Here is a 15,518-nt window from a genome sequence, read left to right as displayed (position 1 = left end):
CAGTGAATCAAATTATCTGTCAACAACATTTTTTTAAAAAAAGTTTGAAATGGGGATTTTTTTGGCCGATAAATCCAGTTTGTCGGCCATCATTTTCATTTTCCCTCTAATTTTGTGGATTCTTGGCCGATAAATACTGTTTGTCGGCCATCAGTCTCGATTTCCCTATAATTTTGTGGATTTTTGGCCGATAAATCCAGTTTGTCGGCCATCAAATACCATTTTTAAAAACTTGATAATCCACTAAATTCCTGAATACGATATATTACTGATTTCAAGAATGAAGGATCCTTCTTTACATCATAATGATCTGTTACATGCGCATAAGTATTATCCCATTTCGCATCAAAATCCTGATCAATCTTAGTAAATACCGGTAAGTTCGATTGTCCAGAAATCATAACATCCGTCTCTAGATTTAAGTCACCGACATTACGTCTTGTTAAATTCGCACTTCCTAAGATTAAAGTCGATTCATGCTTATCGTTATCTTTCAGCAATGTAAATTTCGCATGATACTGTTCACCATGACTCACTGCCCATTTAATCTTGATGTTATCATCTGACTTTGCAATTAACTCGTGTGCAACCGGTTTATTCGGAATGCCCGGTTTTTCTTTACCGAATGCTTCTTTATTTATATCTAGAATTAACTGCACATCTACACCACGTTTACTTGCATTAATTAAAGATTTTACAATATCTCGATCAGCAATATAGAACATGCCCATCTTAATAGAATCTCCATCACTCATTCGACCAATCTCTTCTAACAGAGCAGCTTTAATCTTCCCTTCAGTAACTAGTGTTGTCGTATAATTCATACCATTATTAAATGCGCGTGCATTGATCTTAAAATCATCAACTCTTAAATCTGCACCACTCATATTCATCGCATGTACTTCACTATTGATTAAATCTTCCTGAATCTGACCTCTTACTTTTAATGCAACATTTTGATGATGACCACTCGGATCATGTGGGTTACTTGAAGCAATAATTGCAGTCTTCTCTGTTACTAACGTTTTACGGTGATTAGCTTTCATATTGAGCAATCTACCAAATCCACGAACCGTTACATTCGGTTCATCTTTAGAAAAAATATTGGTAATTAATCCATTCTCATTATTACCAAACCAACGTAATGTTGGGCGCCAGAAACCTGAATATACTGGATTAGAGTCTCTTAGTGCTACTAAATTCGTCTCGTATAAGTTAATACCATTAGCGCGCAACTTTTTATAATGCTCAGGTGTATAACTGCCGTAGAATGAATTGATCGGGTCAGTTAACATATATATTCTAATATTCGGTTGAGCCTTCTTTTTAGCAACTAATGCATCCGTTAATTGTTCAGTTAATTTAGGAAATTCAATTTCACCATCATAAGCATTATTAAATAAAAACATATCCAGAATAATAAAGTCCTGTGCATCGCGAATTGCCTGTAATTGAGCATTAAAGATTTCGTGATCGTAATGCATCACTTTATCTTTCTCATATGTATTATCAATCAACACTTCAGCATCATTCGTCTTACTATAATCAAACCATTTCGACACGCCACCAGGTAATGGCTTATTGGCACCATATATCGCACAAACAATATATGCGCCAAAGCAGATGAGCGCAATTTTTTTGAAACCAAATTTCTTTTTTCTGCGTTTATTTCTAGGCTTAGATTTAGTTACTTGTTTCGTTTTTTTCGGCATAGCACACCTCCATATATAAAATTATAACAAAAAGCAGGGAAAATCCCTGCTTATTTCATAAATATAAATGATTTTTCCAGGCTATCAATAACGAAGATTCGTTGCCCTTTTGAATCAATCTGTTGTGCGTTTACCATGCGTTTAAAATCTTTTCTGTCTATTTTTTTAGCACCTTTAATATCACTTATTGATTCAATATTTCTGACATGTTCAAAAGATGTTTTGCGAGGAAGTTCATATACGTTACCATCTTTTATTACATCACTCGGCTCAGAGATGATTTCCTCATCAATTAGAAATTGTATTAACTTCGTATCGTATATCGAAATCGGAACGTCATAACTTCCAGACTCGGTAACCATTCCATTCGATTTAACATGTTCATAATCGAAAGTAATGCTATACTTTGTTCTTCCTGCTTCAAGATTTGAATTAAAACTTCTTTCTTTAATACTTGTTTCCAGAACTTTTATAAGCTTTTCTTTTTGTTTGTTATTCATGCTGTCACCCGTAAATGAATCATTATTCACTTCATGGGTAATAGAAATTTGATCTTTTTTATGCTTACTAAGATCAAGTGCAGTGATTAGCGCTTTCATATTGTCTTCTGTATTGACACGCTTAATGTAGTTATCATAATCTTTTTCAAAGACTTCATAATTTCTATCAACTACTCGACCATTATTCATAATATACTGAATATGTATCGTACGGACTGCTACATCGTTGTTATAGACACCTTTTTTTGGGTTCTTTAATTGTTTATGTGCATCGACAACACTATCAATAAATGCTTGATTGCTTACTTTCGTATCGTTCAGCAAACTTTGATTCATGTACATTTGATTAGCATCTTCAAAAGTTGTTGCGACAGATGAGATTTCTTTTTTATCAGGTATAAATTGTTCACGCATATATCCTGAAATGATGACTAACATTAAAGCTAATGCTACAATCCCAAATGAAGTGATATAAAGTCGTTTATCAAATGTGATTCGCGCAGATTTCTGTGAAATCATTTCCATCAGCATGAAAGCAACTGTAAACGCGATTATATATATAATTAACGATACAATCTTCGTCTCACTAAATAAAGAACTAAAAATTAAACCTCCAAGTAGTGTCGCAATAAGCAGCATAATAAAATAAATGATCAAATGGATAAACTGATTTGCATAAGGTTCATTGATACGTTCATTTTGACGTCGCATATATACATAATAAGAGAGTGCTATCATAACGATTGAAATAATAAACATCACAACTAAATAGATAAAGTTGTAGCGATCGGTCACCACATACTCCATAAACTTCAATGGTATCGTTATATCATTTAGAAATATTTCCGGATATTCTGAAAGCCCTTTGAATAACACCATATGTGTCGTATAGATTAGCGTTCCCATGATTACCGGGGAAATAAGCAGTGCAATTGTCCCTACTATATGACTTAAATAATTATTTATCAATAAGCTTAATAATACAGTCAGACTAAAGATAAACAAATGAATCAATAAGCTTAATAGCATCCATATAAGTACTTTCTCTATATTAATCCCATAAAATTTAATGCCACATAATAATGTGATAATACCATTTATCAATAAATTGAAGAATACATGCGTAAAGTACGTCACGTATACTGTATTTAAAATTCGATGGCGTTTAATCGGCAAACTATGAATAAAATCAGATGCAGCTTGTCCCTTTAAAAAATAGGTGATGAAAATTCCGCATAAGCCTGCATAGAGCATTGTGCCGAAGAAATAAATGCCTGCTGTATTTAATGAGCCTATAATATACTTACTAATATTATTCGTACCTTCTACATCCATCATAAAATAGGAGAACGGCACTAAAATAAACGTGCAGATGATATTAATCACAGTTAAAAACATAATGTTGCGAGATAAATTTTTGAATAGTGATTTATTCCACAATGATGTTTTCGATTGCATAACCGTACCCTCCTAATTCATAAGTAAATATTTCTTCCAATGTGAGTGGTAATATATCATAGAGCAGTGGATCTGCTTTTGTAATATATTCTTCTACTCTGTCCAGGTTGTCTTTTACGATACAAGTCACAACACGACCTTTTATCGATTTATCAATCACATTCATCCCTTTATAGAATGATTCATCAGGTAACGAACTGAAAGCCATCTGAATCTTAGCTACATTTCCTTTTAAATCATCGAGGTCACGTGTCATCAGTACACGTCCTTCATGCATCAGCGTCACTGAATCACAAAAGTCTTCCATCTCACGTAAGTTATGACTGGATACAAACAATGCCATATCGTGATTACTCACGTCCTGAATGAGAATATTTTTAATCGTATGTCTAACAATCGGATCAAGTCCGTCAAAAGGTTCATCCAGTAACATTACTTCAGGACGCGCTGCAATGGCTAATATAAATGCGCATTGACGCTGCATCCCTTTTGAAAGTTTAGATAGCTTTTTCTTTGGGTTCATCTTAACCAGTTCAGATAACTGATTAAAGCGTTCAACACTGAAATCAGGATATAACTTATGATAAAAATCAGCCATCTCCTCTAAGTTTGCATGCCCAAAAAAGTAAGGTATATCAGATATAAAAATCATCTTAGATTTGTAATCTTCATTCTCAAAGATATCTTGTTCGTTAAAAGTAATGCTGCCATTATCAGCTTTGTAAATCCCTGCAATCATCTTAAGTAATGTCGTCTTACCTGCACCATTACTTCCAAGTAATCCTTGAATACTCCCTGGTTCAATTGTTAACGTGGCATCACTTACCGCAGTGAAATGTCCAAATCTTTTCGTTACATCATTAATTTGAATCATCGTTATCACCCCTCATCGACTCTATCTTTTCTATTATCTCTTCCTTCGTTAAGCCTAAGAACAATAACTCCTGAACGATTTTCTCTAGAGATTCAGATAACATTGTAATTCGCTCCTTTTGCATCGTGTCTTCTACTTTATTCACAAAACTTCCTTTACCAGGTACTGAATAGGTATAGCCTAATCGTTCTAATTCACGATAGGCTTTCTGTATGGTATTAGGATTAATCGTTAGCTCCTGAGCCAATTGACGAACAGAAGGTAATTGATCATCTGCTTGTAATACACCATTCATGATCTGTAGTTTAAATCCATTGACGAGTTGTTCATATATTGGGATTCGGCTACGATTATCAATTGAAATCATATAACCCCTCCATTTCTACTGTATTAACTGTACTACTTATTATAATACACCTAGAACGGATTATTGCAAGCATTATTTGTAAAAATTTTAAAAAAAAAAAAGAACACACGTTAGTGTGTTCAAAGATAATCATATATGAAGTTAAGATTATAAACTCGGTGATTTCCCACCATCGATATTAACTGCTACACCGCTCACATAACTTGCCGCTTCACTTACTAAGAATGTAATGACATTCGCTGCTTCACGTGTATCGCCAATACGTCCTAATGGAATACCAAACTTCGGATCTCTTGCATATTCTTCCCACGTTAATTCCGGTGCTTCTTCCTGCCAGCGTTTCTCAATTTGTCCGCTACGAATTAAACCGATACATACAGCATTCACTCGAATATTGTATTGTGCTAAATCTTTGCTGAGTGTCTTTGTTAATGCCAATCCTGCCGCGCGCGTAACAGAGGTTGGTGTTGTGTTTGCAGGTGGATTCTTACCTGCTACAGCTGTAAGATTAACAATCGCACCGCCTTTTTTCTTAAGCTCTGGAATCGCGGCATGCAACATATGCAATGCTCCAAAAAGTTTAAGATCCAAATCCTCCTGCCAATCATTCAGAGAAACTTCTTCAAAATTTTTAGCAAACGCACTACCTGCGTTATTGATTAATATATCAAGCTTGCCATAAGTATCAATTGCCTTTTGAACAAATGCATTACAATCAGCTTCTTTTGTTACGTCACATACTTGATAAGCGACATCTTTGCCTGTTTTCTCTTTAATTTCTTTTACCACTTTAATCAGTTCATCTTCATGACGGCTGGCAATAACGACGTTTGCACCTTCTTCAGCCAGAACTGTTGCTGTTTCTTTTCCGATACCTTTACTAGAACCTGTGATAACTGCGACTTTTCCTTGTAAACCTAAATTCATTGTATCAGCTCCTTTTATCTAAAATATATCAAAAATCATGCGATGATAGTAGTAATTACCTTTTTACGAAACTAAAATAAAAAGCGCATCTTTTCCGGATAATCCAAGTATCCGGAAAAGATGCACAATTTTTATCACTATTCTCCAAATGTTCTTCTAAAACCATAAAATGGTCTAAAACTTTTTCCATAATAGCCTTTAGAGTCATTTGTTGCCAGCAATTCCATGCGTGTTGTCGGGTATAACTGGTGAATATGTTCAATCAATGCCTTTGCAATACCACGACCTCTATAGTTGCGATGTGTAATCAACTCACAAAGATACAGACTAACATGACCATCCGTAATGGCTCTAGCACACCCGACGACCTGCTCATCTTCAATAAAGACGTAACTCTCACTATTTAACCATGCAGCAAGTGTCTGTTCATGACGCACAACTAGATTATCCCAACCTTCTGCTGCATTCATCTGCTGAACGGCATCTATATCATTAACTTCAAATTGTCTAATCATATTTAACCCCTTCTTTTGACTTAATATTTTTGAGTAATGCCATTAAATCATGTTCAATATGAAGGCAATATTTTCACAAAACGTCGTGTCATATGTCCTTTATCTGAATATACTACGATTTTCGACAAAGCACAGACAAAACACACTTCAACCCCACCAGAAACTTTACCTAACCATATATGATAGATTCGAACAAGCAATGCTGCAACTGCACGAAGACCTTCTATTTCTGGTCTAAATTTCTTTTCAGATACCACCTGTTCCTGACTCATTTTATCACCTGTTTGATTTTATTTTTCCATAAAAATAAGTCAGGACGCATCCTGACTGATTTTTTGTTATAATTCCACATTGTGATGTACTGTTTGTACATCTTCTAAATCTTCAATCGCATCGACTAGTTTCTCAAATACTTCTAAGTCAGCATCTGATAACTGTAATTCGTTTTGTGCAAGCATAGAAAGTTCTGCTACTGTGAATTCTTCGACACCAGCCTCTTTTAAAGCGTTCTGTACAGCTGCAAATTGATCAGGTTCAGCGTATACGATTACATGTTCGTCTTCTTCTAACACGTCACGGATATCGATATCTGCTTCCATCAATAATTCTAATGTTTCGTCAGCTGTCTTACCATCAAAACCAAATACTGCAGTGTTTTCAAACATGTAACTTACTGAACCAGAAACACCCATGTTCCCACCGTTCTTACCAAAAGCTGCACGCACATCACTTGCTGTACGGTTTACGTTATTCGTTAAAGCATCAACGATTAACATTGATCCACCTGGTCCGAAACCTTCATAGCGTAACTCATCAAAATCCTCTTCACCGCCACCTTTAGCTTTTTCAATGGCACGATCGATGATATGTTTTGGTACAGAGTATGTTTTTGCACGTTCAAGCACGAATTTTAAATTTTGGTTTGATTCTGGATCTGGTTCACCAGATTTTGCGGCAACATAAATTTCACGACCAAATTTTGCATAAATTCGACTCGTATTTTTATCTTTTGCTGCTTTCTTATCTTTAATATTATTCCACTTACGCCCCATTATATACACGCTTCTTTCAAATTAATATGTCATTATTATACACTTATATTTTCATTAGCACAAAACAAAAAAAAGGAAACACAACAATCGTGTTTCCCCAAAATTCTATAATGCTAGTCTCTTAAAATACTTGCTAAACGTAAAATATCCATGATGATATTTAACAAGTTAATAAATAAGTTAAAGCCCATTTCACGTGGTGAAAATTGTCCACGTTTCATTCTATTAAAATCATAGATTGTATATAGTAAGAAAATCGCAAGACCCGCAATCGTAATCACGAGATGGAACATCGGAATTTGAATGAAAATTCCTGCAAAACTTGCTAATACTAATACAATAAGCGCCGGGAATAATAGACGTCCTAAGTTTGTTGCATCACCAACGACGAAGTAACCCATTGCACCGAATGCTAAGAATGCACCAATTGCTAACCCAATGTTCTGATAGAATACAGTTGGACCAAGCGTTCCGATATAATACATAAATGACGCATAACTTACTACGCCAAGCGCAAATGCCATTACGTTTGAAATGACAGCGCCAAATTTTCTTGAAGCTTTAACAAATAAAGAAATTAATACTAAAGCGAATATTAAGACTGAAACTATCATACGCATACCTGGTGGCACGAACTGTCCGACAAACGTTCCAACCGCAAAAATCACCCAGTAATACATAAAATATAGCCATGCATTTCTTATTGCAGAGCCATGTGACATTTGTTGTGGAGCCTGATAACTATAATTATTCATTAAATCCCTCATTCTTATAAAAATTATTATTTTTGTATATATTATTGTACTTTGTTTAGTCATATTACACAAATATTGTGGACTTTAGAGTCAAACTCAATACTATAAAGATGGCCTATCAATATATTAAATTAGTACTCAAAGTAAAAAAGACAACCCGAAGGCTGTCTTATCTACACAAACATACTAAATATTAATATAAAGATCAGTCCACTCACTGAAATAATCGTTTCTAGTAAGGTCCATGTTAACACTGTTTCTTTCACAGTTAATCCAAAGTACTCTTTAAACATCCAGAATCCTGCATCATTGACATGAGAGGCAATAACACTACCTGCACCTGTTGCAAGTACAACGAGCGCTAAATTCACATCACTTGATTCTAAGATTGGAATAACAATACCTGTCGTTGAGATTGCAGCAACTGTCGCTGACCCTAAAGCGATACGTAATACTGCTGCAACAAGCCATGCTAATAATATTGGAGAAAAGTCTGAATGCGTAAATAAAGTTTCTACATGTTTACCTACGCCGCCATCAATCAATACTTGTTTGAATGCGCCACCTGCACCGATGATCAAAATCATCATCCCAATCGGATAGATTGCATCTGTAACAGACTGCATTACATCTTTCATCTGTCTGCCGCGATTTAATCCCATCGTAAATATCGCTAATATAATTGAAATCAACATTGCAGTTGATGCATCACCAATTAAGTAGATTGTTTTCATCAATGCATTTGGCGCTACACCACCAGCTTCAACAATCAATTTCACTACTGTAGCAATTAACATTAAGATTACCGGAAATAACGCAGTTAACGTACTGATAAAAAATCCTGGAGTGTCTTCAATTTTAAAATGTACATTTTTACCGAGTGATGAAATATCACCTTCACGTGTATAAGCAGTCGGTGCAATTTTCTGAGCAATTTTATTGAAGACTGGTCCAGCAATAATAGCAACCGGAATTCCGATAATAAAGCCATATAATAATACTTCACCTAAATTTGCACCATATTCTTTGGCGATCATAACCGGCCCTGGATGGGGCGGTAAGAATCCGTGTGTTACTGATAAAGCTGCAGCCATTGGAATACCTAAATAAAGTGCTGGTAATTTCGTTTCTTTTGCGATTGTATAGACGATTGGAATAAGCAATACTAATCCAACTTCGAAGAATAATGCGATACCGATAATAAATGATGCAACGACAACTGCCCACTGAATATGTTTTAAACCAAACTTGTCGATCAATGTGTGCGCAATACGCGTTGCACCACCACCATCAGCGAGTAATTTCCCGAGCATCGCACCAAGCCCAAAGATAAGCGCGATATGTCCAAGCGTTCCGCCCATACCCGCTTCAATTGTTGCAACTACTTTATCTAGCGGCATCCCTAATAACAATGCTGTCGTAAATGCTGTAACAATTAAAGAGATAAAGGTATTTAACTTCAGTCCCATAATTAGAAATAACAGTAGTAATATTGCGATAAAAACGGTGATTAGCGGCCATTGTTCTGTCATAAAATTCATTCTGTTTCATTCCCTTCATGATTTCTCTGGAAGTTTGCCATATCTAGATAAACATCCATCAATTGATTCGTTACCTTCATATAAATCGGTAATATTTCACGGTAGATCACTACATGCTCGTGAATCGGTTTGTGCGGTTTTGTTACGCCTACCATATCACTGATATGACTGAAATCAGGTTTAATACCAAGTGCCACTTGTCCAAGTGTAACTGCACCTAAACAAGAACTTTCAACACTTTCTGGTACAATCACTTCATGTTCAAATATATCCGCCATCATTTGTCGCCATAGTGCACTTTTTGCAAAACCACCTGTCGCTTTCAACGTCTTTACTTCTCCATCCATCAATACACCTAATGCGATAAATACGGTATATAGATTAAAAATGACACCTTCTAAAGCTGCTCTTATCATATGCTCTTTTTTATGTGATAACGTCAAGCCGAAGAATGAACCACGCACATTGGCATTCCAGTATGGTGCACGTTCTCCAGCTAAAAATGGATGGAAGATCAACCCATTACTCGCTGGGGGTACACGTTCAGCAATCTTTGTAAGCACTTCATAGCTATCTATACCTAGACGCTTTGCAGTTTCTACTTCACTGGATGCAAATTCATCACGGATCCAGCGCAACACGACGCCACCATTATTCACCGGTCCGCCAATTACCCACTTGTCTTTCGTTAACGCATAGCAAAATAATCTGCCATGTGCATCTGTCTTTGGTGCATCAATCACAGTACGAATAGCCCCACTCGTACCGATTGTTACAGCAACTTCTCCAGATTTGAAGGCATCAACACCTAAGTTACTTAATACACCGTCACTTGCGCCAATGACAAATGGCGTATCAGGGCTAATCCCCATCAGTTTGGCATATTCAGTATTAAGTCCGGTAATAACTTCTGTCGTATCTACCGCTTCTGAGAAATTGTCTTTCGTAAGTCCAAGGAGCTCAAGCACGCTTTCATCATAGTCTAATGTATTGATATTAAATAATCCTGTCGCACTTAATATCGAATAATCTTCTACGTAACGATTAAATAATTTGAAGAACACATACCCTTTAATACCGATAAATTTATTCGCGGCACGAAATGTATCTACATCTTCATGTTTAAACCACATCAGTTTACTTAACGGACTCATCGGATGTATCGGTGTCCCTGTACGCTGATAAATGGATAACCCATCATGTTCACGATTGAGTAGCTCACTGTATTTATAGCTACGGTTATCCGCCCAGGTAATACTGTTCGTCAATGGTTGATGTGATTCATCCATTAAAATCAGACTATGCATGGCACTCGAAAAACTTACAAAAGCTATTTCCTCAACTTTTGCTCCACTTATCTTTACAACGTGAGCAATCGTCTCTATCACTGCATCAAATATTTGCTGAACATCTTGCTCAGCAATATCACTATGAGGCGTGAGTAATGGATATTCTTTATGGTGGACTGCAATGATTTCTCCACGCATGTTATAAAGTACACTCTTCGTACTTGTCGTACCGATATCAACACCGATCATAAACATTTAAATATCCTCCTTCGTTTGAGAGTAGAATAAATCATCCACCTCATCATTTAAATCATCGAAATTAATATGCAGCACTTTCTTATATAACTTTCTGTCCTGAGTGCGTACTGCTTTAATATACATCTCATGATTATTAAATATTCGTTCAAAATCTGCTTTATCTTCATTCATACGATGTTGCATTGCAATCAGATTAAGAATTAACATATTAGGCTTGATTGCATGCCATAATTTTTCAAGTTGTTGATGATGAATGGATTCAATCATCGTCTGATGAAATAAAATATCCTGCATCGCAAATTCTGCAGCATCATTAAATTTAACTGCGACACGCATCATCTCAAGTTTCTTTTCAAGTTCGAGTACTAATGTTTCTATTGTTGTCTGCTCAATTTTCTCAAATGCAAACCCTTCAATCATAATACGCATATCGTACAATTCCTGAATATCTTTATCCGATAAAGCACACACTACAGCACCCATTCGTTCTAATCGAATCAGATGATCATTTGCAAGAATCTTTAATGCATCACGAATAGGTGACCTACTTACTTCATATAATGTAGCTAATTGATTTTCAGAAAGTTTTTCGTTACCTTTTAACTCACCAGAAATAATCTTATGTCTTAAATGAAAAGCGATACGTTCTCCTGACGACAAATTTTCTATCCACTGTTTCGGTAGCATTCTTTCCACCTCGTCTACTTGTATACAAGTATATTACTTTAAAATTTTGTTTTTGTAAACGGTTACTTAAAAGCGTTTACAAAATCGTCAAAAAAAATATAAAAAATACACGGTTTAATCATTAAACCGTGTAAAAATTTTTAATTTAATAATTGATTCAGTGCTTGAATTCCATCGTGGAATTCATGTTTCCCACTTTGTTCTGTAATCAACTGTATTTCCGGGAACTTTTCTTGCCAGCACTTCTGATGATTGATATTCACGCGGTCATCGTCTTCTGACTGTATATGATATATGGGTGCTGCTACTTTTAATTCATCAGTAATGATATTTTGTGGGTCACTAAATTTCTCGTCACAACCGAAGAATGGTGAACCAATCATGATTACTTTTTCAATGTTGTGCTGTACTGTGTTTTCTGTTAAATATTTTGTGATAACCGTACCACCAAATGAATGACCGATTAATATAACAGGTTCATCAATCGGTACTTCATCTAAACTCTGTATCAATACTTTTACCCAGTTATCATAAATTTGTCCGACATCTCTCGGATAATCACTTGCATGCCAGGTGTAATCTGGTATGTCTTCTTTAGTTTTTCTAATGAGTGGATTACTACCACTCGTGACCGACTGTACACCGGCACTATGCACGAATACAATGTGTTGCATCTTCATCCCTCCACAAAAAAATTCGGATAAACTATTATTAGTTTACCCGAATATGTTTCATTTAATTAAAAGATATGTGTAACATAATTAACGATATAAAAAACTGCTGCTGCTATTACGGCTGAAATCGGCATCGTAATAACCCAGGTAATAATCATACGTTGTGCCGTCGTCCATTTCACACCTTTCACACGATGGCTTGATCCAACCCCTAAAATAGATGATGAAACAACGTGTGTCGTTGAAACTGGTAAGTGAAAGTGTGTTGCACCAAAGATGATTAACGCTGATGATAAGTCAGCTGCTACACCGTTCGATGGTCGTATCTTCATGATATTGCCACCAACTGTCTTAATAATCTTCCATCCACCTACTGCAGTACCTAATCCCATCGCTGCCGCACATGAAAGCTGTACCCACGTTTGTGGTTCAGTGCTACCGGTCTGCATGCCTGCTGAGATTAATGCCATCGTAATAATCCCCATCGCCTTTTGTGCATCGTTTGAACCATGGGCAAAAGCTTGTGCTGCTGCTGTAAAGATCTGCAGGAATCTAAAGTTTCTATTGGTCTTTGTTAAGTTTGCGTTCTTGAATACAATCTTAATAATTGTATACATAATATAACCTACAATAAAGGCAAGCAATGGTGAAATAAGTAAACCGACGATAATCTTCGTAAACCCGGCATATTCCAGAATTCCAAAACCACCTGATGCAATTGCAGCACCTGCAATTGAGCCAATCAATGTATGTGATGACGAACTCGGAATCCCAAAATACCATGTGATTAAGTTCCATGTAATCGCACTGATTAATGCCGCAAGGATGACAACTTGACCATTTTGTAAGGTAAATGGGTCTACAATATCTTTCGTAACCGTCTTCGCTACACCATGGAAAAGAATCGCCCCGATAAAGTTCAGCACAGCAGCCATCAAGATTGCATGACGAGGCTTTAACGCTTTTGTTGAAACTGCTGTTGCTATTGCGTTTGCCGTATCATGGAAACCATTGATAAAGTCAAAAGCTAACGCGAAGAATACAATCGCAAATGTAAAAATAATAATCGGTTCCATAAAAATGCTCCTTAACTATTCTTCATAATGATAGATTCGAGTATATTCGCTACTGCCTGGCATTTATCAGCAATATCTTCTAAAGACTGATAAATATCTTTTACTTTCATCACAGTTAACGGATCCGTTTCTACAGATAAGATATGTTTAATCGATTGTCTTAGTATACCATCACAGTTTGTTTCATGCTCTTTAATATTAATAGAGTGCACACGCACATGAGATAACTTCTTCTCAGCAACGAGCGTCACTGCGGTCTTAATTTCTTTTGCGCACCCTTGAATATTTTGAACAAATTCAGCCATATACTCATCTGAGTATTCAATTGAGTACATTTCAAACATTGCAGATGTTTCTTCCATAGCGTCCATGACATCATCGATAGCATTAGATAGCGCCAGAATATCTTCACGTTCAATCGGTGTAATAAATGTTTGATTTAAGTCTGAAATCATCTGGTGCATTAACTCATCACCATTTGTTTCGTACGCCTTAATAGTGTCTGCATATTTTTTTAGATCAAATGCGTTATGGAACGTCAATTCTCCAAAAGCAATCGCTGCACGATTCAGATTTTCTGCCATCGCTTCTAACTGCACTGCAAACTTATCTTTCTTTCTGTTAAACATCTTAAATCCTCCCATTAATAAAAAAACATATTTTATGACTACAACGATATTCTATAGGAAAAAACAATGAAAGCATAGTGTTTTGTAAAAATAAAGTAAACTATTTATAGTAACCGTTTACTATATTACAGCATTGTAAATTTAGTGTTTCAGAATTGTAAATTTGTCTGAAAAATAAAAAATAAGCATCCTGATATATAGTACATCAGGATGCCATTTTGTATTTATTTTGTATATTTTTTCTCAATACCTTTTTCCTTTTCTTCCTGGAAACGTTCGATACGCATCTCCACATCAAATATTTTCATCGTTAAATGATAAATAGGTGCCTCTGTCAGCATATAGACAAGCCATGGTAATATCGGTTCATAATCATGTAGTGCAATGATCAGTGTATTCGTACCTTTTAGTCGTCGGAATTCCATACGTGCCCTGCTATCAACATGTGCATGATATAATACGCCACCTGTTATATTATAGACAATGCGATTGTCATCAGATTTGTCTTCGTCTTTTTCTAGTGTTAAGATATGTTTTTTTACACCGTATATTTCAAAGCGTCCAGCATGTCCTTTTACTTCGATAAGGTCCAGTGCCATGTCACTTAACCATGCAAAGTAATGTTTACTCACACGTTCAACCGTCCAGCTGGAAGGCATTAATGTACGCTGAATACTACGAACATCGTTGGATTTAGAGTTTTGGGTCTGCGCAACGATACCTTTTCGTTTAACTGGCGTCTTTGTAATTTGAACTGGTGTTTTATAGCTTTTTAAGATATTAATTGTTTCTTCGTCATCACCTGTACCGCTCACATAAATAATCGCCTTTAAGTTTGTCGCTTCTGCTGCACGTGCAAAGTTATCGGCACTGATTGCATTGATATCCTGAAACGTCGCATCATTAAGTTTGTTAGAGCGCTTTGTCGGGTCTAAAAAATATACACCAAAGTCCACTTGACCAAGTGCATCAATACAGTCATTCAATGAGAACATATCTCCTGTGACCCAATGAATATCTTCTTTACTGTCTTCAGCAGGATATTTACTCATTGCATAAATTTCAAAATCATCTTTTAAATACTCATATAAGTTTTTACCGATATAACCTGTAGCACCTGTTAGTAATAAACGTGGTTTCATCTTTTGACCTCCATACGGTTATTTCTTATATTGTACCCAATTTCTTATCTGCATAAAAATGA

At 35.9% G+C, this 15,518-nt stretch carries 16 protein-coding genes; all 16 read right to left on the bottom strand.

What is annotated here, in order from left to right:
- Positions 1 to 224: 224 nt before the first annotated feature.
- On the bottom strand, positions 225 to 1,712 hold the full coding sequence (locus BHX94_RS06820; protein ID WP_111745451.1) for a phospholipase D family protein: 1,488 nt from the start codon (positions 1,710 to 1,712) through the stop codon (positions 225 to 227).
- Between the two features lie 50 nt (positions 1,713 to 1,762).
- Positions 1,763 to 3,670, bottom strand: a complete 1,908-nt coding sequence (locus BHX94_RS06815; protein WP_111745450.1) for a hypothetical protein — start codon at positions 3,668 to 3,670, stop codon at positions 1,763 to 1,765.
- Complete coding sequence (locus BHX94_RS06810; RefSeq protein ID WP_111745449.1) at positions 3,642 to 4,544, bottom strand: ABC transporter ATP-binding protein; 903 nt, start codon at positions 4,542 to 4,544, stop codon at positions 3,642 to 3,644. Before BHX94_RS06810 ends, BHX94_RS06815 begins: the two co-directional genes overlap by 29 nt.
- On the bottom strand, positions 4,531 to 4,911 hold the full coding sequence (locus BHX94_RS06805; protein WP_096077201.1) for a GntR family transcriptional regulator: 381 nt from the start codon (positions 4,909 to 4,911) through the stop codon (positions 4,531 to 4,533). Before BHX94_RS06805 ends, BHX94_RS06810 begins: the two co-directional genes overlap by 14 nt.
- 147 nt (positions 4,912 to 5,058) lie before the next feature.
- Positions 5,059 to 5,838, bottom strand: a complete 780-nt coding sequence (locus tag BHX94_RS06800; protein ID WP_111745448.1) for an SDR family NAD(P)-dependent oxidoreductase — start codon at positions 5,836 to 5,838, stop codon at positions 5,059 to 5,061.
- 137 nt (positions 5,839 to 5,975) lie between these two features.
- Positions 5,976 to 6,353: a GNAT family N-acetyltransferase gene (locus BHX94_RS06795; protein ID WP_111745447.1), complete on the bottom strand. Its 378-nt coding sequence runs from the start codon at positions 6,351 to 6,353 to the stop codon at positions 5,976 to 5,978.
- Between the two features lie 53 nt (positions 6,354 to 6,406).
- Entirely contained in the window at positions 6,407 to 6,625 is a 219-nt protein-coding gene (locus tag BHX94_RS06790; RefSeq protein WP_111745446.1) for a hypothetical protein, read from the bottom strand.
- Positions 6,626 to 6,691: 66 nt separating this feature from the next.
- Positions 6,692 to 7,405 carry a YebC/PmpR family DNA-binding transcriptional regulator gene (locus BHX94_RS06785; protein WP_111745445.1) on the bottom strand — a complete coding sequence of 238 codons (714 nt, stop codon included), beginning with the start codon at positions 7,403 to 7,405 and terminating at the stop codon, positions 6,692 to 6,694.
- Positions 7,406 to 7,518: 113 nt separating this feature from the next.
- Positions 7,519 to 8,160: a Bax inhibitor-1/YccA family protein gene (locus BHX94_RS06780; protein ID WP_111745444.1), complete on the bottom strand. Its 642-nt coding sequence runs from the start codon at positions 8,158 to 8,160 to the stop codon at positions 7,519 to 7,521.
- A 173-nt stretch (positions 8,161 to 8,333) separates the two neighbouring features.
- The gene (locus BHX94_RS06775) at positions 8,334 to 9,701 is read right to left on the bottom strand and encodes a gluconate:H+ symporter (RefSeq protein ID WP_111745443.1); all 1,368 of its coding nucleotides are present in this window, start codon (positions 9,699 to 9,701) and stop codon (positions 8,334 to 8,336) included.
- A complete protein-coding gene (gene gntK, locus BHX94_RS06770) occupies positions 9,698 to 11,245 on the bottom strand; it encodes a gluconokinase (protein ID WP_111745442.1) in 1,548 nt (515 codons plus the stop codon). The genes BHX94_RS06775 and gntK overlap by 4 nt, the downstream gene beginning before the upstream one ends.
- A complete protein-coding gene (locus BHX94_RS06765; RefSeq protein ID WP_111745441.1) occupies positions 11,246 to 11,935 on the bottom strand; it encodes a GntR family transcriptional regulator in 690 nt (229 codons plus the stop codon). It lies immediately after the preceding gene.
- Positions 11,936 to 12,075: 140 nt separating this feature from the next.
- Positions 12,076 to 12,609, bottom strand: coding sequence for an alpha/beta hydrolase (locus BHX94_RS06760; RefSeq protein ID WP_170120785.1), 534 nt, complete (start codon positions 12,607 to 12,609; stop codon positions 12,076 to 12,078).
- 65 nt (positions 12,610 to 12,674) lie between these two features.
- On the bottom strand, positions 12,675 to 13,685 hold the full coding sequence (locus tag BHX94_RS06755; RefSeq protein ID WP_111745439.1) for an inorganic phosphate transporter: 1,011 nt from the start codon (positions 13,683 to 13,685) through the stop codon (positions 12,675 to 12,677).
- 11 nt (positions 13,686 to 13,696) lie between these two features.
- On the bottom strand, positions 13,697 to 14,314 hold the full coding sequence (locus BHX94_RS06750) for a DUF47 domain-containing protein (RefSeq protein ID WP_111745438.1): 618 nt from the start codon (positions 14,312 to 14,314) through the stop codon (positions 13,697 to 13,699).
- Positions 14,315 to 14,538: 224 nt separating this feature from the next.
- Complete coding sequence (locus tag BHX94_RS06745; protein ID WP_111745437.1) at positions 14,539 to 15,456, bottom strand: NAD-dependent epimerase/dehydratase family protein; 918 nt, start codon at positions 15,454 to 15,456, stop codon at positions 14,539 to 14,541.
- Positions 15,457 to 15,518: the final 62 nt, after the last annotated feature.

It is taken from the genome of Macrococcoides bohemicum, from assembly GCF_003259675.1.
GTDB classification, from domain to species: domain Bacteria; phylum Bacillota; class Bacilli; order Staphylococcales; family Staphylococcaceae; genus Macrococcoides; species Macrococcoides bohemicum.
This window is presented reverse-complemented; position numbering and strand designations above follow the sequence as displayed.